General features: G+C 72.7%; 18 protein-coding genes. 5 read left to right on the top strand and 13 right to left on the bottom strand.

All coding sequences use genetic code 11. The features are described from left to right. Positions 1-11: 11 nt before the first annotated feature. The 12 genes from VH914_19085 to VH914_19030 all read right to left on the bottom strand — a co-directional run bounded on the left by VH914_19085 (position 12) and on the right by VH914_19030 (position 19,725). On the bottom strand, positions 12-2,150 hold the full coding sequence (locus tag VH914_19085) for a glycosyltransferase (GenBank protein ID HEX4493316.1): 2,139 nt from the start codon (positions 2,148-2,150) through the stop codon (positions 12-14). Then, positions 2,147-3,385: an O-antigen ligase family protein gene (locus VH914_19080; protein HEX4493315.1), complete on the bottom strand. Its 1,239-nt coding sequence runs from the start codon at positions 3,383-3,385 to the stop codon at positions 2,147-2,149. The genes VH914_19085 and VH914_19080 overlap by 4 nt, the downstream gene beginning before the upstream one ends. Continuing rightward, the gene (locus VH914_19075; GenBank protein ID HEX4493314.1) at positions 3,382-4,839 is read right to left on the bottom strand and encodes a hypothetical protein; all 1,458 of its coding nucleotides are present in this window, start codon (positions 4,837-4,839) and stop codon (positions 3,382-3,384) included. Before VH914_19075 ends, VH914_19080 begins: the two co-directional genes overlap by 4 nt. Next, positions 4,836-6,377 carry a Wzz/FepE/Etk N-terminal domain-containing protein gene (locus tag VH914_19070; GenBank protein ID HEX4493313.1) on the bottom strand — a complete coding sequence of 514 codons (1,542 nt, stop codon included), beginning with the start codon at positions 6,375-6,377 and terminating at the stop codon, positions 4,836-4,838. The genes VH914_19075 and VH914_19070 overlap by 4 nt, the downstream gene beginning before the upstream one ends. Beyond that, positions 6,374-8,980, bottom strand: a complete 2,607-nt coding sequence (locus VH914_19065) for a glycosyltransferase (GenBank protein HEX4493312.1) — start codon at positions 8,978-8,980, stop codon at positions 6,374-6,376. The genes VH914_19070 and VH914_19065 overlap by 4 nt, the downstream gene beginning before the upstream one ends. Then, positions 8,977-11,046 carry an alginate lyase family protein gene (locus VH914_19060; GenBank protein ID HEX4493311.1) on the bottom strand — a complete coding sequence of 690 codons (2,070 nt, stop codon included), beginning with the start codon at positions 11,044-11,046 and terminating at the stop codon, positions 8,977-8,979. The genes VH914_19065 and VH914_19060 overlap by 4 nt, the downstream gene beginning before the upstream one ends. Positions 11,047-11,090: 44 nt before the next feature. Continuing rightward, the gene (locus VH914_19055; GenBank protein ID HEX4493310.1) at positions 11,091-13,277 is read right to left on the bottom strand and encodes a bi-domain-containing oxidoreductase; all 2,187 of its coding nucleotides are present in this window, start codon (positions 13,275-13,277) and stop codon (positions 11,091-11,093) included. A 1-nt stretch (position 13,278) separates the two neighbouring features. After that, the gene (gene asnB / locus VH914_19050; protein ID HEX4493309.1) at positions 13,279-15,186 is read right to left on the bottom strand and encodes an asparagine synthase (glutamine-hydrolyzing); all 1,908 of its coding nucleotides are present in this window, start codon (positions 15,184-15,186) and stop codon (positions 13,279-13,281) included. Positions 15,187-15,199: 13 nt separating this feature from the next. Beyond that, entirely contained in the window at positions 15,200-16,432 is a 1,233-nt protein-coding gene (locus VH914_19045) for a glycosyltransferase family 4 protein (GenBank protein ID HEX4493308.1), read from the bottom strand. A 35-nt stretch (positions 16,433-16,467) separates the two neighbouring features. Then, positions 16,468-17,787: a nucleotide sugar dehydrogenase gene (locus VH914_19040; protein HEX4493307.1), complete on the bottom strand. Its 1,320-nt coding sequence runs from the start codon at positions 17,785-17,787 to the stop codon at positions 16,468-16,470. A gap of 124 nt (positions 17,788-17,911) precedes the next feature. Next, entirely contained in the window at positions 17,912-18,598 is a 687-nt protein-coding gene (locus tag VH914_19035; protein HEX4493306.1) for a phosphatase PAP2 family protein, read from the bottom strand. Then, positions 18,595-19,725: an amidohydrolase family protein gene (locus VH914_19030; protein ID HEX4493305.1), complete on the bottom strand. Its 1,131-nt coding sequence runs from the start codon at positions 19,723-19,725 to the stop codon at positions 18,595-18,597. Before VH914_19030 ends, VH914_19035 begins: the two co-directional genes overlap by 4 nt. A gap of 137 nt (positions 19,726-19,862) precedes the next feature. On the opposite strand from VH914_19030, the gene VH914_19025 reads away from it, so the two are divergent. Then, complete coding sequence (locus VH914_19025) at positions 19,863-20,453, top strand: sigma-70 family RNA polymerase sigma factor (GenBank protein ID HEX4493304.1); 591 nt, start codon at positions 19,863-19,865, stop codon at positions 20,451-20,453. Positions 20,454-20,471: 18 nt separating this feature from the next. Next, positions 20,472-20,897 carry a hypothetical protein gene (locus tag VH914_19020; protein HEX4493303.1) on the top strand — a complete coding sequence of 142 codons (426 nt, stop codon included), beginning with the start codon at positions 20,472-20,474 and terminating at the stop codon, positions 20,895-20,897. Between the two features lie 20 nt (positions 20,898-20,917). Here the strand turns inward: VH914_19020 and VH914_19015 are convergent, their stop codons facing one another. Beyond that, on the bottom strand, positions 20,918-21,139 hold the full coding sequence (locus tag VH914_19015) for a hypothetical protein (protein ID HEX4493302.1): 222 nt from the start codon (positions 21,137-21,139) through the stop codon (positions 20,918-20,920). 274 nt (positions 21,140-21,413) lie between these two features. On the opposite strand from VH914_19015, the gene VH914_19010 reads away from it, so the two are divergent. The 3 genes from VH914_19010 to VH914_19000 form a co-directional block, all read left to right on the top strand. After that, complete coding sequence (locus VH914_19010) at positions 21,414-22,571, top strand: acyl-CoA dehydrogenase family protein (GenBank protein ID HEX4493301.1); 1,158 nt, start codon at positions 21,414-21,416, stop codon at positions 22,569-22,571. Then, positions 22,572-23,432, top strand: coding sequence for a cupin domain-containing protein (locus VH914_19005; GenBank protein HEX4493300.1), 861 nt, complete (start codon positions 22,572-22,574; stop codon positions 23,430-23,432). Beyond that, positions 23,429-24,528: GNAT family N-acetyltransferase (locus tag VH914_19000; protein HEX4493299.1), on the top strand; the 1,100-nt coding region annotated here is incomplete at its 3' end. The genes VH914_19005 and VH914_19000, both read left to right, overlap by 4 nt.

Below are 24,528 nucleotides of genomic sequence, written 5' to 3'. Positions count from 1 at the left end.
GCGAGGTCGAGCTACTCGGCGCCGCTGAGCGCGGGCTCGCCGCGTGCGGGCTCGAGCGCCGCGGCCCGCGGGCGCAGGTGCGCCCACAGGTGCCAGCCGAGAAACCGCTCGCCCCGTGTGCCGTGCACCGGCAACGGCGGCGCGTGCATGAACCGCCGATAGGTGTCGGTGACGTCGAAGTCGGGGAAGTCGTCGCGCAGCCGGCGCCGGTCGTAGACCCGCGCGAACGGGTTGTCGGGCCCGTCGGTGTTGCTGTGCACGAAGCGCCGGAGGCGGAGGTAGTGCAGCAGGCCCTCGCGCTTCGCGTTGCGCACGTGCGCGGCGACCATCGGGTTGCGTGTCGTCACGCCGGCGCGCACGAGCGGGTAGGCGCCGAGCAGCGCGGCGCGCCGGATGAGCCCGATCGCGACGAGGTAGTTCAACGACCAGCGCGCGTACATCATCACGACGAGCTCGCCGTCGGGGCGCAGCACGCGCCGGATCTCGCGCTGCGCGGCGTGGATGTCGGGGACGTGGTGCAGCACCCCGTGGCTGAACACGAGGTCGAACGAGTTGTCGGCGAACGGCAGCTCGACCGCGCTCGCCTGCCGCAGGTCGTCGTAGGGGAGGCCGTGCAGGTCCAGCCGGGCGCGCACCCGCCGGATCGACTCCGGCGTGAGGTCGACGCCGGTCCAACGCGCGCCCCGCCGGATGAGCTGCTCGGACTCCGCGCCCTCACCGGTACCGATCTCGAGCACGCGCCGGCCCGCGAGGTCGAGCCGGTCGAGACACTCGGGGATGTGCGCCTCGATCCCGTACTTGAAGCGGTCGTACTCGGTGAAGAACCGGCCGGGATCGTCGTGGTCGTACGCGCGGGGCGCGCCGTCCTGCTCCTGCCCGCACGGATGCGCGTCCCAGAACTCGCAGATCTGGTTCTCGGCGGCGCCGGCCGTCGGGCTCGCGGTGCGCCGCGGGCGGGTCGGATGTTCGATCGCGAAGCGGTACGCATCGAGCAGTTGCGCGACGTTCGCGTCGGGATCGAAGCGGCGCGCGTACTCGGCGCGCGCGGTGGCCCCATACTCCGCGAAGCGTTCGGGATGCTGATCGACCTCCGCGAAGACGCGTGCGAGCGCGTCGGCGTCGCCGGGCGCGACGAGCACCCCGCTGTGCCGGTCCTCGATGAGCTCCGGGAACGAGCCGTGCGCGGCGGCGACCGGCGCGACGCCGAGGGCCATCGCTTCGACCGCGACGAGGCCGAACGCCTCCTCCCACGCGGACGGAACGATCGCGGCCCGCGCGCTCGCGACGAGCGCGGCGCAGTCGGCGCGGCTGAGCATGCCGCACACGTCGACCGACGGGCGCCCGTTGGCCCAGGTCCGTACCGCGGCTTCCAATGGTCCCGCGCCCGCGATGACGAGCCGGAGCGCGCCGCCGGCGGCCGCTTGGAAGCGGTCCCACGCCTCCATCAGCAGGGGCACACCCTTCGCCGGCGCGAGCCGACCCGCGTAGACCACCACGTGGCGCGGGGCGGGACGTACCGGCGGCACGATGTCGGCCGGTACGAGGTTGGGCTTCACGAACACGCGCTCCGGCGGCAGCTGGAGCCCCTCGAGGATCTGGCGCTGGCGATCGGAGATCATCAGGAACGCGGCGGGGATCGTGCGCCACGCACCGAGGTGCAGCGACGACGAGAGCGCGATCGGCGCGGTCGGCAACGACCCCTCGCGGTAGCAGCCGTGGCGCACGCCGGGCCCGAGCGCGCGGTGGCCGAGGCAGTCGTGGCAGACGTGTCCGTCGCGGAAGAGGTCGCCGCTCGCGCACGCGAGCCGGTAGTTGTGCAGCGTGACGACGACCGACACGTCGGTGGCGCGGCACGCGTGCAGGATCGACGGGCTGAGGAGCGGGAACGTGTTGTGCACGTGCACGACGTCGGGACGGAAGTCGGCGATCGCGCGCGTGAGGTCGCGGCGAGCCGCGTCGTTCCACACGACGCGCGCCGGGATCGCCGAGCGGCGCGCGAGCGACCAGCTCTGGATGTCGTCGTTGAAGCGCTCGAACCGCTCGACGGTGTGCCCGGCGGCCTGCAACGCGTCGCGCTCCTGGTCGACCACGCGGTCCTCGCCGCCCGGCGACGTCGACCGGTAGCGGTTGTGTGCGACGAGGATCCTCATCGCGAGACCACCGCGCGCAGGCCGTCGCCCGGTAGCGCGAGCAACGACGCCGCGACCGTGAGGTCGAGCACGTAGGGCGACACGTCGCCGAGCCCGGTCTCCGTGAACGACGCGATCGCGCAGTAGACGACGAGGAACACCGCGATCGCAACGCCGGGACCGCGCGGTCGCATGCTCGCGAGCAGTAGTAACGACAGCAGGATCGCGGCGCACAGCGCGTCGCCGAGCAGACCCTGGTCCTGGTACGTGGCGAGCCAGCTGTTGTCGATCGGCAAGCCTGCGAACGACTTGTTCGTGAGCCCGATGCCGAACACCTCGGTGACGCGTGTGCGCGGCGCCTGCACGAGCTCGTTCCACACGGTGCGGCGGCCGTTCAGCTGCCCGACGAGCTCCGACGACTCGCCGCGCGCGAACCACGTGCGCAGCGCGGGCGCGAGCACGGTCGCGCCGAGGATGCCGAGCACCACCGCGACGATCAACGCCTGCCGCACGCGTCGCCGCATCGTCAGCACGCTCAGCATCGCGAAGATCACTCCCGCGATCATGGCGATGAGCGCGGTGCGGGTGTGCGAGAGGAGCAGCACCGCGACCGCCGGCATCGCGATCAGCATCGCGGCACGGGCGCGCAGCACACCGCACAGGCCGAGCACGACGACGATGCCGGCGAGCACCGCCGCGTAGTGACCGACCTGCGTCGGCGGGATCGGCCACAGCTGCCCGCCGAGCCGGCCGTCGGTCTGGCGCGCCCGGCCCGGCGCGACGAAGAACCCCACGACCACCGTCGACAGGACGCCGAGGAGACAGGTCACGTGCCACTTCAGCAGCGTGCGATCGGGTCGCCCGAACAGCGGCGTCAGCAACCACAGCACGGCGACGAACGCGCAGAAGCGCCCGGCGCGAAAGAGCGTCCCGAAGCCGTAGACCGCGTGGATGCTGACGGTGAGCGACGCGAGCGCCAGGACCGTGAACAGGGTGAGGAACAAGTTCGGCCGGACGACGCGATCGCGGTTGAGCCACAGCGCGAGCACGACTGCGAGCGCGAGCGCGCCCTGCGTCAGGAGCTTGCCGACGAAGGTCGGGATCGGGACGAGCAGCGGCATCTGGTTGAACGCGAGCCCGTTGAAGAACAGCAGCGCCCACACGAAGAGGCCGAGGCGCCGGCGGTCGCGCCGCGCCGGCTTCGGCTCCGTCGCGGCGAGCGCGGTCGGGATCGGTGCGACGGTCGTCGTGCTCACGACACCGGCGCCTTCGGCGCGCGGCGGTGTGCCGGCGCGTTCTCGACCTCGGCGGACACGGGCACCATGAACGCGCCGAGGCTGTCGTCGTGCGGATCACTCCCGACGAGCACGACCGACCGCAGCTTCAGCCCCGCGGCGCGGATCATCGTCGCCTGCGACTGGAGCGTCGCGGTGCTCGCCCGGCCCGCGGTGACGACGATGACCGCGTCGCTCGCCCACTCGCGCAGGTGCTCCGCGCCGCGCGCGGGCGCGAGCACCGCGAGCACGACCACCCCGTCGCGCCGCGCGTCGGCGCCCGCTTCGACATCGTCGTCCGCGGGCGACGCCAGCGCACCGCCGGTCTCGTTGACGACCGTGACCACGAAGCCGTCTTCTGCGAGCCGGCGATCGAGCGCCCCGACCGCGGCCTTCGCGACGCCGATGTCGCCGACCGCGACGACGACGAGCGCGGGCGGCTTCGTAGTGGCGGACTTCAAGAGCCCGACGAGGTGCCGCACGACGAGCGTCATGTCGTCGGGGCCCTTCGAGCGTCGCGCGAAACGCCACGGCACCCGTCGCATCCGGCCGACGCTCACGAGCACCGGCGCCGACAGCGCGGCCGCGACATCGGCGCGTCGAACCGGACGCGTGGAGACGACCGCGGCGAGGGTCACGCCACCCAACGCGAGCGCGAGCGCGGCGACGAGTCCCGTCCCGACGTCGGCGAGGAGCGTCTTGGCGCGCGAGAGCGCGACCGGCGCGGCCGCGTCGATGACATGACTGCCCTCGACGACGGTCGTGGTCGCGAGCACGTTCGTCTCGACCTGGCTCTCGATCTGGTCGATGCCGCTCGTCTGCGCGGCGCGCTGCGTCAGGAGATCGCTGAGCGTCGGCGCGTCGGGCGCGGTCGGTTGGTCGGGAGTGGTACCGAGCGCCGTGATCTGACGGTTCGTCGCCGTGAGCTCGATCTCGAGCGCCTGCTCGCGTTGCCGCAGCACCTTCTCGACCACGGTGAGCTGGTAGTCGTAGGTCTGCTTGCGGAACTGGAGGAATGCGCGGGACAGCGCGTTCGCGCGCCGCACGGCCTCGGTCGAGTCGCCGGCGCGCGCGGTGATCTCCAACACGGAGTTGCTGAGGACCGTGCCGTGGTAGCTCGCGGCGAAGCTCACCGGAGACTGGTGGAGCCCGAGTGACTTCTCGGCCGCGCGCGCGACCGCGCGCGTCTCGAGCAGGCTGAGATCGGTCTGGACCGCCTGCGACGGATCGACGCCGTTCGGATACTGCAGCAGCAACGACGTGGTCGCCGAGCGGCGCTGCGACACCCCGAACGCGAACACGAGGCCGGCGACGACGCCGACGATCGCGAATGCCGCGACGAGGCGGCGCGCGCGTCGCCACGCGGCGAGGACCGTGTGCACGCTGACGAGACCGTCGGCCGGTCCCGCGAGGAGGTCGGACGGGCGCGCGCTCATCGCGATCCCGCGCGGTGCGTGGGGTTGATCGGGAACGGCAGGATCGGCCGTGGCTCCTCGAGCTCCGCGGCATCGCGTCCGCTGCTGTCGTCGCGCGGTTCGGGATTCGCCACGATCACGCCCAGGAGCGAGCGACCGGACTCGGACGCGGCCATCGACACCGCGCCCAGCGTCTCCGACGTCGCGAAGCCGGACGAGACCGCGAGCAGCGTCGTCGTCAACCGGTCGGGGTTGCCCCGCTCGATCGGACTGCCGTTCGCGACGAGGACGCCGATCACGAGCTGCGGGTCGCACCGTTCGATCTCGCGCGCGTCGGCGCGCGGGTCGACGAGCCACAGGTTGGGGAGCGCGGGGATCGACGGGTCGTCGTCGTCGTGGTCGGCGCCGCCCGTCGTCAGGTCGATCGCCGGTCGCGCGATCGGATCGACGAGCACCGTGCGGACGCCGGCGCGCGCGCTGAACGCGGCCAGCTGCAGCGGCACCGCCTGGGCGGCGTCGTCGCCGGGGAGCTGCAGCACCAGCACGCGAGCGGGGCCGTCGTCGTGCGCGGTGAGCAGATGGCGGAGGATCCAGCGCAAGCCGAAGCTCGCGTCGAGCGTCGGCTCGTAGCGCGACATGAGCTCGAGCCGCTCTTCCGGGCTGCGCGCCGAAGTGGTCGATACCGAGGCGATCGTCGGCACGCCGGCGGCGCGCGCGATGTCGTCGCGCCGGCGGAGTCGTCGGTCGCGACGCTCGTAGGCGAGTGCGACGACCGCGCCCGCGATGAGGCCGAGCAGCAGCCCGAGGCCGAGGTCGCGCGTCAGGGTGAGCGCGAGCGCGCTCGACGCGCCCGAGGCGCGCTGGAGCACGCTCGTACCCGAGTTCGTGACCGCGGAGTTCGACTGGACGTCGGAGATCTGGCTGTTGAGGTTGAGCAGCTGCGACGTGAGGTCGGACTGCTGCGATCGCAACGAGTCGAGGTGCGCCTGCTCGCTCGCGGCCGCGGCGCTGGTGGGGTCGAGCTGGCCGAGGGCGGCGAGTCCTGCGTCGATCTGGCTCTGGAGGTTGGTCGCCTGGGCGGTGAGCGTGGTCGCGCGGGCTTTCAATGTGGTGACGACACGCGACACCAGCGCCGAAGTGCCCTGCTGCGACCATTGGACGTAGGAGGCCGCGACCTGGTTCGCCGTCGTCTCGGCCACCTGCTTCGACGGTGCGTGCACCGCGAACTGGAGCAGGTCCGGGGTCGGCGCGCTCACGTGGACGCGGTGGCGCAGCTCGGCGATGCCGGGCGACGGGTGCAGCGCGCGGCTCGCGCGCCCGAGCACGTCGCTGCTCGACGCGATGCGCACCTGGGTCTGTACGTCGCGCGTCGGCGCGCCGGTGGAGTCGAGCCCGGATGCGGGCAGCAACACGAGCGCGCGCGCCGTGTAGGGCGGTGGAGACGCGATCGCGAGCGCGGTCCCCAGCAGGAGACCGATGACCGCGCAGGCGAGAAAACGGATTCGCTGGCGCCAGATCGCGCCCGCCATGCGCCGGAGGTCGAGGGGTTGCTCGGTCACGACACCACCGCGCGTTCCACGTCGTCCTCGAACTTTGCGTGCGGATCCAACGCGAACGCACGGCTCGTGCGGTAGTACGCCGCGATCTCGACGACCGCGGTGACCGCCGCGGTGGCGACGAGTGCCCACGCGGTGCCGTTCACGCCCCACGCGAACGAGCATGCCGGGATGAGCAGGCACGCGGCGACGACCGAGGTCACCGCGATGTTGAAGAGCATGCGCGCCTGCTTCGTCGCCTTGAGCACGAGGATGGGCCCGAGCCCGAGCGTCTGCACGAGCCACGCGAACGCGATGATCCGCGCCGCCGTGGCGTAGTGCGCCGACGAGCCGCCGTACACGACGCGCAGGATACGCGCGCCCTGTGCGAATACGACCGCGGCGACGAGCCCGACGCTCGCGACACCGGCGAGGGTGACGAACAGCGCGACGCGCCGCAGCCTCGGCCAGCCGCCGCGTTCGAGCGACCGCGAGGCCTCGGGCAGGCCGATGCTGCCGCCGGCCTGGATGAGAACCAGCGTCGGCCCGCTCATGAGGTTCTGCGCGGCCTTCAACCCGCCGAGCCCGACCGAGCCGACGCCCGGGCCTGCGAGCAATGGGTACGCCTGCGCGCTGCCCCAGCTCGCGAGGCCGCCGGCGAACAGCCACTTGCTCATCGGCCAACGCGAGCGGATCATCGCGGGCCCGCCGTGCCGGGTGAAGCGCACCGAGAACTGCCGCGCGCCGTACACCGCGCCCGCAGCCGCGCCCACCCCCCACGCGACGATCGCGATCGACGGCGATCGGAACCCCGCGCCGATGAGCACGACGAAGCCGAGCGCCTGCACGCAGTTGAAGAGCGTGTCGTTCGCGAGTGACCGCTCGGGCCGCGCCTGCATGAAGCCGACCCAGCGCCAGTAGTCCTGCACGAGCAGCACCGGTAGGAAGAGCGCGAGGACGAGCAGTGCGATCGCGTAGGACCGCAAGCCGGTGAAGAGCAGGGGCGCGGCCAGGAGCGCGAGGAGCGCGGCCGCGCCGAGACCGAGCGTGACCTCGGCCGCGAGGCCGGCGCTCATGCGCGCGCTCGCATCGGCGCGCAGCACGTCGTTGTCGATCGCCATCGGATCCGTGATCAGTGCGCGGTGCGCGGTGCCGAGCGCGAGCCACGCGGTGTACGCGACCGCGAAGGCACCCAGACCTGCGAGGCCGGCGATGTGCGCGACGACGACCCCGACCGCGAAGTTCGACGCCGACGAGAACGCCTGGTCGACCGTCGTGATGAAGACGCGGCGCGACGGCTTCGCGCGCCCGGCCGCGTCGTCGGGCTCGACGATCTTCGGCTCGGGTGGAAGCGGTGGTGGTGGGTTGCGATCGCCGCGCGTCGCCGTGTCGGGTGCGGCGGCCACGAGCGGCAACTCACCGCGCCGACCGTGCACGAGGAAGTCGACGAGCAGCGGGCCGACGACGCGTGCGTCGTAGCGGTCCTCGAACCGGACGCGCGCCTGCGCGCCGAGCTCGGCGCGGTGCGGTTCGTCGTCGAGCAGCCGGACGAGCACCTCGGCCGCGGCCGGCGCGTCGTCGAGCGGCCAGAAGTAGCCCTCCGAACCGTCACTGATCATCTCGGCGATCCCGCCGATGCGCCCCGCGACGACCGGCAGCCCCGCGGCCATCGCCTCGATCACCGCGTAGGGCAGCACCTCGCGCGTCGCGGTGTGCGCGTAGGCGCGATACGCGGGCAGGAAGTCGCGCGCACCCGACACGTAGCCGAGCAGGTGCACCTGGTCCTCGATCCCGAGCTCGCGCGCGAGTCGCGCCAGGGGCCGGCGGGTCGGGCCGTCGCCGATGATGTCGACGGTGTACCGCCGGCCGAGATCCTTGGCGGCTGCGAGCACGTGCAGCAGGTACTGGTGGTTCTTGTAGAGCTCGAGTCCGCCCACGGTCACGAGGTCGGCGCCGCCGGTCGGTGGGATCCGCGGCGTGCTCGGCGCCGCGAAGTTCGGCACCAGCTGACACGCCGACGCGTCGAGGCACAGCCCGTACCGGCGCAGTGACTGCGTCGCCGACGCCGACATGAACACGACGCCGTCGACGTTCGGGATCGTGAGCCGCTCGAGCGCGCGGATGCGGCGGTACACGCGGCCGCCGTCGCGGATGAGCCCCTTGTCGACCCACTCGTCGGCCTGCGACCCGTCGAAGTGCACGGCCATCACGACGCGCTGGTGCGGACCGCGCCGTACGTCGAGCGCGGCGCGCGCCGCGAGCGGGCACTGCGCGTAGACGACGACATTGCTCGCCTGCGCGAGCTCGGTCCGGAGTGCGCGCCGCAGGAAGCGCCAGTGCCACTCGCGGTACCAGGCGATGCCCGCCTCTTCGCTGGCGGCGGCGACCGGCACGCGCGCCGCGAACACCGCGAGCGCGAGCGCGGCCTCGTGCGATCGCGGGTGCACGATCGTCACCTCGCGCCCGACGCTCTCGAGGTAGGCGTGGACCTCGCGCACGTGGGTCTGCACGCCGGTCGACCCGTCGGGCGGCAGGATCGTCGCGATCACGACGCGCGGCGCGGCGGTCGCGGCGTCGTCGGGCGCGGCGCGCAGGTCGATGACCGTCGGGGTCGCCGTATCAGTCATGATTCCGGGGTCGGGCTCGCAAGCTCGCCCTCCTCGACGCGCCCGGGAACTGTCGAGGCGGCGCCGCTCGCTTCGCGCGCGTGCGGTCGTGCTTCGGCGTCCTCGAAGGCCAGTTCCGTGTGGAGGCGACGCGCGGTCTCGACGCTGGTGCCGGTGCCGACGAGCGTCGTCGTCGGCTGCTTCACGCCGAAGCTCGGGGAGTACCAGCCGAGCACCGGGTCGAGTCCGCCCCGCACGACGCGCCACTCGAGCGCGTCGGCGAGCACCAACGTCGCCGTCGCGCAGCCGGCGGCCGTCGGCCACGCGAGCGCGAACACCGAAGCGTCCGTGGTCGCGGGCCGCACCGACACGTCGCAGCCGAGGTGGAACGCGAGCTGTAACGCGTGCGCGCCCGTCGTGTCGATCTCGTCGACGATCTCCAAGCGGCGCGCGTCACGGTCGAGCCGAACGGTGCGCCGATGGATCGCGGGCGGACTCAGGTCGGCGTAGCCGTCGTGCTGCGCGGTCCACGACTCGATCTCGCCGTCGCCGTCGACGACGACCTCCAATACCTGCGTCTGCGCGTGTCGCACCCACATGAACGGCCCGCCCGAACGCGACTGGTCTCGGCCCGCGAGCTCGACGGTGTTGTGCGCGAGCGTCGAGCGGAAGTACTGCCGCCACGCGGCCTCGCCGTGGTAGCAGTACGTGCCGGGGTCGACGAAGATCTCGACACCGCCGTGACGCACCTCGATCGAGAGCGCGTCGGCGTGCCCGTGAGCGGCGGTGCTGAGGAAGCCGTGGGGTCCGCCGTCGGCGCGGCACCACAGCTCCGGCCGCGGGTCGTCGGGGCGCGTGCGGAGGAGTGCGAGGCCGGCGTCGGGGAAGCGCGCGGGCCGGAGCGCGGCGCGTTCGGGCCGCGCGACCGGTGGACGCGTCGCGAGCGAGCCGAGCAGCCGGCTCCCGACCGTCGACGTGTGCTCCGGCCACCACGGCGGTGCGCCGAACAGACGGGCGCCGATGTCGAGCAGTCCGTCCCAGCGCGACGCGGCGCGGTCGTCGACGACGAGCGCGCGCCCGTCGTCGGCGTCGCCCTGCCGCGGCGCGCCGCCCGACGCGTCGAGCACGGCCGCGGCGACGTCGATCATGCGCCCGATCGCGTTCCACACCGAGTCGGCGAGCGGCAGGCCCCGGCAGTCGCTCTCCACGGCCGCGAGCAGGAGCAGCTCGGCGACGAACAGGTGGTAGTCGGTCGCGAGCTCGCGGTTCACACCGCTCGCGAACGTGTTCGCGTCCGCCGATCGCGTGAGGAGCTCGGCCGCGTCGGTGCGCCACTGCGCGCTGCGTGCGAACCAGGGCATCGCGCAACTCGCGACGAGTTGCCCGGCGGCTTCCGCGATCACATGGTTGTTCGCCGACGAGCCGACGCTGCGGAACGCGGCCAGGTACTGCTGGTGCCACGCGAGCTGGCGGAGCGCGTCGTCGTTGTCGTCGAAGAGCGCGTGCACGCCGTCCCAGCCGTCGAGGAGGCGCCGGATCCACACCCAGGCGACGAGCCGGAGCGCGATCTCGATCCCACTCGTCCAGTGGACGCCTGAGAGGAACGGATTGCGCCGCCACCACGATCGCAGCTGGGTCGCGACCGCCTGCGCGTAGCGCGCGTCGCCGGTGAGGTAGAACGCGGTCGCGAGCACGGTGAGGTGCTGGTGCCGCGAAACCTCCCAGACCTGCTTCACGTTGCCGGTCTCGGCTTCCGAACGGAAGCGGATCCCGAACGCGTAGCGCTCCGACGGCGCGCGCCGGCCGGTGATCGGGTCGTGGAACCAGTCGGGATCGTCGAGGTCGTCGCGCCGCGCGCCGAGCACCTCCGAGCGGCCGGTCAAGAGTCGGTCGGCCTCCGCGATCACCGCCGCACAGCGTTCGGGCGGCAACGCGAGGCCGGCCGCCGGCGCGAGGACGGTCGTGAACCGGCGGTCGGACCGCGTCTCGACGCGACCCGCGTCGGCGCCGGGCCGCACCTGGCGCGTCCGCCACACCTGCTGGCGCACGGAGTCGCGCACGCGCACAGCCGTCTCCGCGGGTGACATCCGGGACGCCCGGTGCACGTACCAGCGCAGGTCGGCGGCGGTCGTCACGGTCGCTCCGGCCGCCCGGTGTCGAGGCTGCGCGCGATCGCGAGCGTCGCGCGCGTCGTGGTGGCGAGCGACTCGAGCGGGATCGGCGACGGCCTCTGCGTACGCACCGCGTCGACGAAGGCGCGCAGCTCCGCGCCCTGTCCCTTGTCGATGCCGAGCGCGGGGCGGCTCGTGTGCTTGTGCCGGCCGTTCCACGCGGTCGTGCGGCGGAAGTTCTCGAGGCGCGCGGTGTGACCCGCCGCCGACGCGTCGAACGTCTCCTTGGGTGCCCGCGCGCTGCCGTCGGTGACGTACGTGATCGTGCCGAGCGAGCCGTTGTCGTAGCGGATCGTCGCGATCACGTCGTCGCGGTTGATACCCGGCATCGCGCGCACCTCGACCGGCGCGGCGTCGAACCACCACGAGAGCGTGTCGACGAAGTGACCGCCCTCACCGACGAAACGCGAGCCTTCGAGGACCTCGTTCGCGTACCAGCTCGTGGCATCGAGCCGGCCCGCGCTCACGAGGTAATGCGCGTGCCCGGGCTCGCCCCGGCCCGCGAAGCGCTGCTTCAGATCGACGAAGCGCGGTGCGAACCGGCGGTTGAAGCCGACCATCAACATCGCGCCGGGCGTCGCGTGCGCGGCCGCGAGCACGCGGTCGAGCTCGTCCTCCGACAGTGCGAGCGGCTTCTCGACGAACACCGCCTTCCCGCGCTCGAGCGCGCGGCACGCGAGGTCGGCGTGGGAGTGATGACGCGTCACGACGAAGACGGCGTCGATGCGCTCGTCGTCGAGCACGCGATCCACCGACGTCGTCGTGTCGACGAAGCCGAACTTGCGCTGCGCGTCGAGCGCGGAGAGGGACCGGTTCGTCGCGACGCACGCGAGCTCGACGCGCTCATCGTCGCGCAGCAGGGGGAGCAGGGTCGACGACGCGTAGCTTCCCGCGCCGAGGAAGCCGACGCGTACGAACCCGGACGCCGCGCGCGCCGTGCGCCGGGCCGGAGCGGCGGCGGCCGCCGGCGCTTCCAGTGCGGCTGCGGCCGCTTCGGTCTGCTCGGCCACCGACGCGGGCGGATACTCGAAGAGCAGGCCGATGTCGCGGCGCGCGCCGGTGCGCATCTCCTCGTACACCTCGGCCGCGCGCGCGAACGGAACCGTCGCCGAGTGCACACGTGTGAGATCGAGCGCGTTGCGCTCCAGGAGGTCGACGAAGCACGCGAGGTTGCGGCGCTCGGTCCACCGCACGTACCCCGCGGGGTAGTCGATCCCCTCGAGCTCGTAGGTCTCGTCGTAGCGGCCGGGTCCGTACGACCGCGAGAATCGGACGTCGAGCTCCTTCGCGTAATAGTCGTTCCACGGCAGGTCGATGCGGCACTTGCCGACGTCGACCACGCGTGCGCGATCGCGCGCGACGCGCGCCGCGATGCGCAGCGGCTCGTTCGTGTCGCCGCCCGCGGTGACCAGCACGCAGTCGGCGCCGAGGTCGCCGCTCGCGTGCAGGATCGCCTTCTCGACGAGATCGACCCCCTCGGCGTCGGGCGCCGCGCACACGGTCGCACCCGACTCCTCCGCGATGCGGCAGCGCTCGGCGACCGGGTCGAACCCGAACACGCGCACGCCCGCCGCGACGAGCAGCTGCACGGTGAGCTGCCCCACGAGGCCGAGGCCGATCACGCACGCCGACTCACCGAGCTGGGTCTCCGCGCGCCGCACGCCCTGCAGTGCGATCGCGCCCACGGTCGCGAACGCCGCGTGCTCCGCGCGCACGCCGGAGCCGACGGGCACGCAGAGGTTGGTCGGCACCCAGTTGACCTCGGCGTGCAGCGCGTACTCGTTCCCCGCGCACGCGACGAGCTGGCCGACCGCGAGATCGCCGGCACCGCGCCCGACCTCGACGACCTCGCCCGCGAGCGAGTAGCCGAGCGGCGTGAGCGAGTCGAGCTTGTTGGTCGCGCGCCGGTACGCCTCGAGCGGGCCGACCTGGACCGCGGTGTCGACGACCTTGCGCACCTGGTCGGGGCGCGCCCGCGCCTTCCCTGCGAGCGAGAGCTTGGCCTGCTCGATCTTCATCATCTCGGTGCCGGTCGACACGAGCGAGAAGTGCGAACGCACGAGCACGCCGCCGGGCCGGCACGCGGGCGGCGGGACGTCGACGAGCAGCAGCTCGCCCGACCGGTAGTTCTGCGCGATCTGCTTCACGTCAGCTCCTCACACCGAGCGCGCGCATCTGCCGGTACCAGAGCTCGAGGCTGAGCAGCTGCCAGATCTGCTTGGCGCGGTCCTCGCGGCCCGACCGCTCCTCGGCGATCAGCTCGCGCACCGGCGCGTCCTGCAGCAGGCCGTCGGCGATGAGGTCGCCCGACACGAGCACGTCGTCGACGAGGGGGCGCAGCTCGCGCGAGATCCACGAGCGGATCGGCGCGCCGAACGACGCCTTGGGGCGGTGCACGATCTCGTCCGGGAGCCACTGCCGCGCCGCCGACTTCAGCGCGAGCTTGCCCGCGCCGTGGCGGATCTTCGCGGAGCCGGGGAACGTGAACGCGGCGCGCACGACGTCGACGTCGACGAACGGCACGCGCACCTCGGTCGACGCGGCCATGCTCGACCGGTCGGTGTACGCGAGGTTCAGGCCCGGCAGGAAGAGGCGCGTGTCGGCGAGGCACATGCGGCTCACGTGATCCGGCAGCCGGCTGTCCTCGTACACGCCGCGGTGCTCGTCGATCACGTCCGCGACGTGGCCGCGCAGATCGGGACCGACGAGTCGCTCGAGCCCGCCCGAGTCGTAGAGCGTGTAGCTGCGCCGGAACGCAGGCTCTTCCGACAGCTCCGCGAACGTGAGGAAGCGCTTCGCCCAGCGCGTCGAGCGGATGCCGCGATTGCCGACCGCGACCGGCAGCCGGTCGACGGCGGGGCGCACCATCCGGCGCACCGGCCGCGGCACCCGGCGGTACCGCGCCGCGGCGACGCACGCGACGTGCTTGCGGTAGCCGCCGAAGAGCTCGTCGGCACCCATGCCCGAGAGCAGCACCTTGGCGCCCGCGTCGCGCGCGGCCTCGCAGATCAGGATCGTGTTGAGCGCGGCGGGATCGCCGGTCGGCTCGTCGAGCGCCTCGACGACGCGCGGGAGCATCGCGGCCACGTCGGGATTGATCTCGATCTCGTGCAGCGGCATGCCGAGGTCGGCCGCGACCTTGCGCGCGTACACCGCGTCGTCGGGCATCGCCTCGTACTTCTGGTCTTCCGGGCGGAACGCGATCGTGTACGCCTCGATGCCGGCGTGGCGTTTGTGCGCGAGCGCGGTGATGACGCTCGAGTCGAGGCCTCCGCTGAGGAACGTCGAGACCGGCACGTCGGCGACGAGGTGCGCGGCGACCGACTCCTCGACGACCGCACCGAGATCGGCGGGCTCGCTCTCGGCCGCCTCCGCCGCGACCTCGGCGACCGACCAGTAGCAGCCGACGCGCTTCGAGCCGTCGGGCCGGAACTCCGCCCACGTTCCCGGCTGCAGCTTCTCCACGCCGGCGATCGCGCACCGCTGGTCGGGGACCCAGTAGTAGAGGACCGACGCGACGATCGACGCGCGATCGATCTGGAGCTCGGACCCGATCGTGCTCGTGAGCGCCTTCAGCTCCGACGCGAACACGACCGTGCCCGCGCGCGCCCGGTAGTAGAGCGGCTTGATCCCCAGCTGATCGCGGACGAGGAAGAGCGAGCCCGTGCGCTCGTCGAACATCGCGAACGCGAACATGCCGCGAAAACGCGACAGGCAGTCGGGACCCCAGCGGCGCCACGCCTCGAGCACGACCTCGGTGTCGCTCGCCGAGCGGAAGGTGACGCCGCGTGCCGCGAGCTCGCGCCGCAGCGCCGCGTAGTTGTACAGCTCGCCGTTGTACGTGAGGGTGAGCCCGTTCTTCGAGAAGGGCTGCGCGGCCGCGGGGCTGAGGTCGATCACCGACAGCCGGCGGTGTCCGAGCGCCACGCGCACGCCGTCCCGTTCGTACTCCCACACGCCGGATCCGTCGGGCCCGCGGTGCGCGAGACGGGCCGTCATCGCGCGCGTCAGCGCGACACCGTCACCCCGCTGGTAGCAACCTGCGATCCCGCACATCGTGCGTTTCCCGTCAGTCCCCGGCCGCGAGCGCGGCGGCGCGTTCCTCGCGCCTCGGCGCGAGCCCGAACATGCGCTCGTACACCGACAGGTAGCTCGCACCCTGATGCGACCACGCGAGCTCGTCCTCGATGCGGCGCCGGCCGAGCGCGCCCATCCACTGGCGCCGGGGCTCGTCGGCGAGGAGGTCGAGGATCGCCTGCGCGAACCCGTCGATGCGGTTCGGCTCGACGTACACCGCGGCCGGTCCGCCCGACACGCGCGTCTCGATCAGGTCGAACGCGACGACCGGCAGCTCGAACGCCATGTACTCCATCGTCTTGTTCATCGTGGAGACGTCGTTGAGCGGGTTGCGCGGGTCGGGGGAGAGCCCGAGGTCGGCGGTCGAGAGCACGCGCGCGACGACGTCGTCGGGCACGCGGCCCGTGAGCTCGACGTGATCGCGCAGGCCCAGCTCGTCGCGCAGGGTCACGAGCGACTCGAAGCAGTCACCGCCGCCCATGATCGTGAACGCGATGTCGTGGCGGCCGTGGCCGTGCACGATCTCGTGCGCGGCGCGCAGGATGTTGTCGACGCCGTCCTGCGGTCCCATCACTCCGATGTAGGCGACGAGGTATCGGTGGTCGCGCCGGCGGGCGGGATCGGGCGTCACCCGCCGCAGCCGCTCGGCGTCCGGCCCGGTGCGGACGACCGTCACGCTGTCGGGCGCCTTCCCGCCCCGCTCGAGCGCGACCTTCCGGTACGAGTTGTTCGTCGCGATGACGTGGTCAGCGGTGCGGTAGTTGAGCCGTTCGAGCAGCCGGAGCACGCGCGCGGCGACCGCCGAGCCGTCGGGGAAACGCGACTCGTACAGCTCGGGGCAGAGGTCGTGCTGGTCGTACACGTACCGACAGCCGGTGAGCGTGCGGAACAAAAGACCAAGCGGCCAGAAGATGTCGGGCGGGTTGCACGACTGGAGCACGTCGAAGCGGCCGCCGCGGAACTCCCGCGCCGTCAGCCACGCGGTCATCACGAACGACCACGTGTACTCCACGATGTAGCCCGCGATGCCCGACCCCGCGGGCGGGGGCCGGTACTTGTGCAGCGCGATGCCGTCGACGACCTCGTGCGTCGGGTCCCCGGGCCCCTTCGGGCACACGACGTGGACCTCGATGCCGGCGTCCTTGAGCGTCTGGCTCTCGAGCCAGACCCGCCGGTCGAAGGGCACCGGCAGGTTCTGCACGACGATGAGGACCCGACCGGGCACACCGTGCGACCGGCCTGCGCGTCGGCGCCGCCGCGTCACCACCCGATGCCCACGTAGCCGGGAACCGTCTCGACCTCGCGACTCAGGCGACCGCTGAGGTCGATGAGGACGGGCGGCGGGTTCTCGAGCAACGCCTCGATCGCGTCGCGGTCGGTCGAGGAGACGATCGCGACGTCGACGTCGGCGAGCGCCTCCTTCGCGCTGTCGGCGAGCAGGCGGCACAGGTGCGGCAGCTTCGACTCGACATACGTGCGGTTCGCGCCGACGAGCCGCGCCGGGTTCACGATCGGGTCGTAGATGCGGAGCCGGAAACCCTTGCCGAGCAAGGTCTCGGCGAGCTCGACGTTGGGGCTCTCGCGCAGGTCGTCGGTCTCGGGCTTGAAGCTGAGTCCGATCAGCGCGATGTCGCGGCCGTGGGTCGCGATCGTGCGGTCGACGACGTCGCTGACGGTGAGCTCGTTCGACTGGAGCGCGCCCGACATCAGCGGAAGATCCACGTTGTGCGTGCGCGCCGCGTGGAGCAGCGCGCGCAGGTCCTTGGGCAGGCACGATCCGCCGAACGCGAAACCGGGGCGGAGGTAACGGTCCGACAGGTTGAGCCGCGTGTCCTCGCAGAAGAGGTCCATCACGGTGCGCGAATCCACGCCCTGACTGCGCATGAGTCGCGCGAGCTCGTTCGTGAACGAGACCTTCGTCGCGTGGAACGCGTTGCACACGTACTTCAGTGCCTCGGCCTCACGCGTCCCGACGACGCGCACCTCGCGTCCGAGGAACGCGAAGAGGTCGGCGAGCGCGGCCGCGGTCTCGCCGTCGGAGGTGCCGATCACGACGAACGGGGGATCGAAGAAGTCGGCGATGCCCGAGCTCTCGCGGAGGAACTCAGGGCACATCGCCACACCGAAGCGCCAGCCGCGCGGCTGCACGGTCGCGAGGATCGGTGCGATGACGTCGTCGACGGTGCCGACCGGAACCGTGCTGCGCATCACGACGCTGCGGACACCCGACGCCGGCGGCGCGGCGCGCTCCGAAGCGTCGGCGACCTCGCGGGCCGCGCGCTCCACTTGCGAGAGGTCGACCCGGCCGTGCGCGGTCGACGGCGTGCCGACGCAGATGATGGCCATGTCGGCGCCATCGAGCGCCTCGACGGAATCGGTCGTCGCGTGCAACCGGCCCGCGTCCACGACGGTGCGCACCAGCTCGTCGAGGCCGGGCTCGACGACGGGGCTCGAGCCCGCGGCGACGACCTTGACCTTCTCTTCGTCGACGTCGACTCCCCAGACGTCGTGGTCAGCGCTCGCGAGGCACGCGGCCGAGACCGTCCCGGCGTACCCGAGACCGAAGACCGCCACCCTCATGCTCGCCCCTCCCTGGCGCCGAACGACCGGTCGGCGCCGGAAGAACCCGGGCCGAGACGGGAGGCAGTCGCCCACACCACCAGAAAGGAGCCGTGAACCGCCCGCGAGATACAACTCTGCGCGTTCAGAGAATGTGCTCGTCTCCGTGCGCTCGCGAGATGTGGTCGGCGGCGGTCGCGACCACGGCCACCCAGAGCGCGCCCAGCACGACACTGCCGACCACATCGCTGAGGTAGTGATCGAGCAGGTACACGCGCGTCCAACCGACGAGGAGTGCGAGCACGACGAACGCGGCCGCACCGGTCACGCGGACGACCACTCGCGCCGCGGACCGCGCGACGAAGACCGCGAAGGTGCCGTAGACGGTCGCGGCGAAGAGTGCGTGGCCGGACGGGAAGGTCCCGGACGTGAGGTCGGGCACCACGCCCGAGGCCGGGTAGCGGTGTACGCCGATCTTCACCGTCACCGTGAGCAGCGCGGCACCCGCGAACGCGGCGACGGCCTGCGCGACCAGGACCGGAGCTCGGCGGCGCACCGCGACGAGCGCGCCCCCGACGACCGCGAGAACGCCCGTGACCGTCGCGGTCCCGAGGTCGCTGACGTCGGAGAGCAGGCGATGCCAGGGCGGTCCGCCGTGTGCGACCGAGAACCGGCGTGCGGGCGCGTCGAGATCACGCGCGACGACGTGCGCGAGCGGTCCGGTCACGAGCCGCCCGAGCCCGACACCGAGCAGCGCGATCGCGACGAGCCCGAACGCGGCGCGAACGGCGGTCTCGCGCGCTCGGGGGTCGCGGACTCCGGCCCGCTTCACAGGTGCAGGAGGCGCCGCGCGTTGCCGGCGTACACCTGCTCGAGCACGGCGCGGGGGAGTCCGAGCCCGGAGATCGCCCACCGGCCGTGCGGGGGAACGCCGTCCGCCGAGTACGGGAAGTGCTCGTCGAGGGTCTCGAGCGCGCGGAAGTAGACGCGGTACCGCGCTGCGTCGATGGGAAGGAGGTCGGTGCCGAAGAGAATCCGGTCGGCGTGGCGCTCGATGAGCGCGGCCGCGGCTCGGGGCTGACGGCCGAGCTCCGCGATCCGCGCCGACACGTCGATCGCCACGTTCGGGTAGCGCAGCAGCGCGTCGACCCAGCTCAGGTCCTCGGGGAACCCGCCGACGTGGGCGCCGACGAACGTGGTCGCGGGGTGCGCGGCGACGGTGGCCTCGAAGGCGTCGAGCAGCCGCCGGAAGCCGTCGGGCCCGACGCTCGCCTGCGACACGCTCGGGTGCCGTCGCAGCTCTTCGACCCGTTCGTTGAAGCGGTTCACCGGCTCGAAGAACGCGGCCGGATCCGCGGTGTGGACGACGACCGGCAGGCCGAGCGATCCCGCGGCGTCCCAGATCGGCGCGAGCAGGGGATCGTCGCTCCGCACCAAGCGGCCGCCGACGCGCACGCTCAGACCCAGGTCCTTCCAGACCTTCAGCCCGCGCGCGCCGCGTGCCGCCGAGCGTTCGAGCGAGCGCACGAGCGCGTCGGTGCCGCCCGGCACGTCGAGCTGCGACCAGTCGAGATGGCAGAAGGTGAAGAACCGGCCGGGGTGCGCGTGGTCGTACCGCTCGAGGTTCTCGTCGAGCTCCCGGTCCCAGCGCCCGTCGAGGTTCACCACCGCTTCGAGGTTGCACTCGTCCATGAGCCCGAGCAGGGCTCCGACATCGGGCGCGATCCAGCTCGAGTCGGACGTCAGCCACCGTCCGAGGTGCGCGTGCGCGTCGATCGCGGGAACGCAGGCGCGATCGACGAGGTGTGGCGCGTGCCGAAGCATCGACCGCGGCTCGAACCGGTCGAGGCGCGGGACCGGTCGCAGTTGCGCGCGTCCCCATCGCAGCAGCGGCAGCGCGCGCCGCAGCAACGTTCCGCGCCGATACGGCCCGTTGTCACCGCGCGCCCCGTCTTCCACACGAATCACGCTATCGAACGGTCGCTCGTTCGCGACCGGCGAGGCGCGGGCGTTTCATGCAGTTTCTACGTCTTGTCGGCGCGGGCGGGAGAGGGGAGACTGCGCCGACCAGCCGCTCGCTCTCACGTTGGGGGACGATGGAGCGCGTCGAATTCGAGGTTCACCAGCCGCGGGCTGGTACGGGCGATCTCGTGCGTGCCGCCGCGGCCGGAGACGCGCACGCGTGGAACGAGCTCGTCGCGCGCTATGGCGGAATGGTGTGGACGGTCGCGCGCCGGCATCGGCTGAGCGCGGCCGACGCGGCCGACGTCTCGCAGACCACGTGGCTGCGCCTCGTCGAGCACCTGGACCGCATCCAGCATCCCGAACGGGTCGGTGGATGGCTCGCGACGACGGCCCGCCGCGAGGCGCTGCGCGTGGTGCGCCAGTCGCGCCGCCAGGTCAGCACCGACGACGACAACGTGCTCGATCTCACGCTCTTCGACGAGGCCTCACCCGACGTGATCGTCACGACCCGCAGTCGGGACGAGGAGCTCTGGCGGGCCTTCGCGACCCTGCCGGTCCGGTGCCAGCTGATCCTGCAGCTGCTCGGCGGCGACGAGCCGTTGAGCTACGCGGAGCTCGCCGACGTGATGGAGATGCCCGTCGGCAGCATCGGGCCGACACGGGCGCGCTGCCTGGAGCAACTGGGGCGCCGCGTCGCGAATCGAGGTATCTCGTCCGCCTGAGCGCCCTCTTCACGCGTGATGGCCGATCTGCGCTCGACGCCCGCGTGTGCGCCCGTCGACGACCCGCCGCCGCGAGTGCTCGGCGCGGCTCGCCGAGCCTTCGGTGACGCGGTCCGCGGCGCGGTGCGCATCGGGCCCGCGCACGACTCGTGGGACGACGTGCACGTCGAGCGGACCCTCGTGTTCCGCGTCGCCGACGTATCGCTCGTCCTCACCTACCGGGTCGTGCCGGGTGGCGTGTGCATCGCCGGTGGATTCCTCGGCTCGCCGGGCGAGCCCCGCCTCGTGCTGCAACGGCCGGCGCGGCCGAGCGTGCGCCTCGATCCCGCGTCGGACCTGCGGTTCCCGCCGACGCGCGTGCCGCGAGGTCTCGCGAGCTTCGCGGCCGAGTACGACGACGCCGGCGCCTGGACCGGTTGGTGGTCGGACTGGCTTCGGTTGTGACGGGCCGGGCCGGCGCGCCGTCAGCGCTTCGGGCGCTCGGGCTTGCGCGTCGAGGCCCGGTTTCGAAAGGCGCGCCGAGCGGTCTCGGTGACCTCGTCCGGGACCGGGTCGAGCCGGGCCGCGAGCTCCGCGAGCCGGTCGGCTTCGAGATCCGCTTCCGACCCGTCCGAGTCGTCCGACGTCGAGCCCGTCGAAGAGCGATCGCGGTCCGGGGCCGCTCGCCCGGGCGCCGGTTCGGCCATGACGACCAGGCTAGGTCCGCCGCGCGAGGGCATCGGGGACCCGCTCGCGGCACCGCGGGCGGGGTCACGACGAGGTGAAGATCGCCGGTCGCGACCGCTTCGCGCCGCGGATGGATGTATCTGGGAGCCGTCCGCCGTGCTCCTGAGACGGGGTGGGGGCCCAGGTCCGGGCGCCCCCGAGGGACGGCCTGATGGTCACGACGGACAGCGCGCCCGGCCTGCGGGTGAATTCACGATCGGTCGGCGATCGCGCGCGGAACGGGGGTGGCGCGCCATGACCACGGGCATCCGCCACGCGACCCCGCCGCTCGCGCCGGTGATGGCGCGCCTCGCCGCCGAGGTCGCGGCACCACACGCCGACGACGTCGACCGCGACGCGCGCTTCCCGCACGAGGCCGTGGACGCGTTGCGCGCCGAGCGCCTCCTCTCGGTCCTCGTGCCGCGCGATCTCGGGGGCGCGGGCTGCAGCGTGGGCGAGGTCGCCGAGATGACGCGGATCCTCGCGGCCTCGTGCGCGTCGACCGCGGTCGTGTTCGCGACCCACCAGGCGCAGGTCGAATGTCTCGCGCGCCACGGTCGCACCGCCGCGCTCCAGTCGTTCCTCGCCGAAGTCGCCGACGAGCAGCTCTTGCTCGGCTCCGCGGTCGCGGAGGCCGGAGTGGGCGACGACCTCGGCGCGAGCGTCTGTGCGCTCACGCGCGCGGGTGAGCGCTTCCGGCTCGAGAAGGACGCGCCCGTCGTCCTCTTCGCGCTGCACGCCGACGCGGTGCTCGCGTCGTGCCGCCGCTTTCCCGACAGCCCGACCGACGAGCAGGTCCTCGTGCTGTGCCGGCCGCCGGGCCTGCTGCTCGCGCCCTTGGGCGACGACGACGTCATCGGGCTGCGGGGCGCGTGGGGCCCCGGCTTCCATATCGAAGCCGAGGGCACCGACGACCTGATCCTGCCCGATCAGTTCGCGCGCGTCGCGAGCCGCACGCTGCAACCGGTCGAGCACATCCTTTGGAGCGCGGCGTGGCTCGGCATCGCCAACGCCGCGGTCGAGCGCGCGCGCCGCTTCCTCCGCGAGGAGCCGTTCGCGCGGCTCACGCCCGCGGCCGCGACCCGCCTCAGCGAGTTGTCGGCCGCGCAGCAACAGATGGACGAGCTCGTCCGGTCCGGGGCGCGCCGCTACGACCTCGTCGGCGACGACGACGCGACCGGCACGATGCGCTTCGCGATCTCGATGAACAACCTGCAGCTCACGAGCGCGCGGCTCGTCGTGGAGATCGTGACGCGCGCGTTGTCGATCTGCGGCATGGCGGGCTACCGCGAAGGCTCGCCCTACGGGTTGGGTCGGCTGCTGCGCGACGCGCACGGCGCGGGGCTCATGGTGAACAGCGACCACATCGTCGCGACGAACGCGAAGATGCTCCTGCTCTCGGAGGAGACCTGAGTGGGGGCGTACCTCGACGTCGATGCGGGCGCGTTCCAGAGTGCGTTCGCGCAGCGCTCGATCGCGTTTCGGCACGCGCTCGCGGATCATCCGCTGCTCGATCTGGGGTCGATCGCGGAGCTGGCCGACCGGCTCGCGCCCGACCAGGTCCGTCGGGAGCGCAGCGACCTCCCGCTCGACGACCGCGGGTACGTCGATGTCGGTGACGGCTCTGCGTCGACCTCGGTGCTCGGCATCGCGCGCAACGGCTTCCGCATCTCGTTGCGCGAGATCCAGGACGACCGCCGCTTCGCACCGCTGATCGCCGACTGCCACGCGGAGCTCGCGAAGCTGCTCGGGGACCGCGAGGGCGGGGTGGCGCGTCCCGCGGCCTACATCTTCGTGACCGCGGCCGGCGGCACGACGCCGATGCACTTCGACGGCGAGCACAGCTTTCTCCTGCAGGTCCGCGGCACGAAGTCGACGCACACGGTGCCGCGCGCGGGCGCGGGAACCGATGTCCAGCGGGAGCTCGATCGCTACTACGACGGTCGCGACTGTTCGTTCGATCGCATGCGCGCGACCGCCGACGGGTTCGAGCTCGGACCCGGCGACGCCGTCTACTTCCCGTCGTTCCTCCCGCACTGGGTGACGACCGGCGCCGAGCCGTCGGTGTCATTCTCGTTGCCGTTCTACACACGCTTCAGCCGCCGGGCCGAGGACGTCAACCGCCTGAACCGCCACCTCCGTCGCATCGGGTTGTCGCCCCGTCCGCCGGGCGCGTCCGAGCCCGTCGACGCGGCCAAGGTCGCGCTGTTGCGCTCGGTGCGCGCGCTGAAGGATTCGGTGCGCCACGCGCGCGCCCGTGAGGCCGCGACGTGAGCGTCGCCGCGTCGCGCGGCGCGGAACCGACGGAGGTCGTCGACCTCGCGCCGTTGGTCGGCGAACCCGACGGCTTGCGTGCCGAGTGGAACGCGCTCGCAGCCGACTGCCCGGGCACGTCGTACTTCCAGACGGCGGACTGGGTGTGGAGCTGGTGGGAGACGGTCGCGCTCCGGCCGCCGACGCGCGTCGCGTGCTGGCGCGCGCCCGACGGCACGCTCGAAGCCGTCGCCGCCGTGAGCTCGGGACGCGTCGCGCTCCATCGCCGGCTCCGTCTCTCCGTGCGCGCGCTCACACTCGCCGGTAGCGGCCCCGGCGACGCCGATCACTGCGGTGCGATCGCGCGCGAGGACCGGCGGGAAGACGTCGCGCGCTGGCTTCACGACGTTGCCGATCGGAGCACGCTCGTCGCCGAGGCGCTCGACCCGGACGAAGGGATCGCGCCGCGCGGTGCGCGCCTCTTGGAGCGCATGCCGTGCCCCGTGTTGTCGATGACGGCTTCAGACGGGCCCGGCGGGTCGACGACCCACCGCAGCTCGCTCCGCAAGTACGCGCGCCGCGCCGAGCGTGCGGGCATCGCGTTCGAGTGGTTCGCACCCGCGACGGTGACGACCGCGATCGTCGACGCGCTGTTCGAGCTGCACTCGGCGCGCCGCGAGAGCCGGCGCGCGTCGACCACGCTCGGGCCGCTCCACCGCGATCTTCTGTTGCGGTGCTGCGAGCGCGCGGATGCGGATCGCGGCCCGGTCGCGGTGGTCGCGCGTCGAGACGGCGACGTGATCGGCGTGCTCCTCGGCTTCGGCTGGCAGCGCGGCGTCGCGCTGTACCAGAAGGGCTGGCACCCCGACTACGCCTCGTTGAGCATCGGCAGCCTGCTCGTCGCGGAAGCGGTCGACGCCGCGGTCGCGCGTGGCGTCGAGACCGTCGACTTCCTGCGCGGCACCGAGGACTACAAGTTCCGCTTCGGCGCCATCGTGCGCGAGGACCGCACGATGGTGGTGCCGTCGGGCGCGGTCGGCGCGTTGCTCGTCGCGCGGAGCCGGGTCATGGTGCGGCGCGAAGCGCGGGCACCGTGGCGGCGCGCGGAGTCGCCCCT

It is taken from the genome of Acidimicrobiia bacterium (genome assembly GCA_036271555.1).
Classification (GTDB): domain Bacteria; phylum Actinomycetota; class Acidimicrobiia; order IMCC26256; family PALSA-610; genus DATBAK01.
The sequence above is the reverse complement of the archived record's forward strand: the minus strand, read 5'-3'. Positions and strand labels throughout refer to the sequence as shown.

Coding starts and splice junctions, on each gene's coding strand:
- asnB (HEX4493309.1), bottom strand. CDS start 15,186: ATGTGCGGGATCGCAGGTTGCTACCAGCGGGGTGACGGTGTCGCGCTG.
- VH914_19060 (HEX4493311.1), bottom strand. CDS start 11,046: ATGTCACCCGCGGAGACGGCTGTGCGCGTGCGCGACTCCGTGCGCCAG.
- VH914_19020 (HEX4493303.1), top strand. CDS start 20,472: ATGGCCGATCTGCGCTCGACGCCCGCGTGTGCGCCCGTCGACGACCCG.
- VH914_19010 (HEX4493301.1), top strand. CDS start 21,414: ATGACCACGGGCATCCGCCACGCGACCCCGCCGCTCGCGCCGGTGATG.
- VH914_19075 (HEX4493314.1), bottom strand. CDS start 4,839: ATGAGCGCGCGCCCGTCCGACCTCCTCGCGGGACCGGCCGACGGTCTC.
- VH914_19025 (HEX4493304.1), top strand. CDS start 19,863: ATGGAGCGCGTCGAATTCGAGGTTCACCAGCCGCGGGCTGGTACGGGC.
- VH914_19085 (HEX4493316.1), bottom strand. CDS start 2,150: ATGAGGATCCTCGTCGCACACAACCGCTACCGGTCGACGTCGCCGGGC.
- VH914_19015 (HEX4493302.1), bottom strand. CDS start 21,139: ATGGCCGAACCGGCGCCCGGGCGAGCGGCCCCGGACCGCGATCGCTCT.
- VH914_19040 (HEX4493307.1), bottom strand. CDS start 17,787: ATGAGGGTGGCGGTCTTCGGTCTCGGGTACGCCGGGACGGTCTCGGCC.
- VH914_19065 (HEX4493312.1), bottom strand. CDS start 8,980: ATGACTGATACGGCGACCCCGACGGTCATCGACCTGCGCGCCGCGCCC.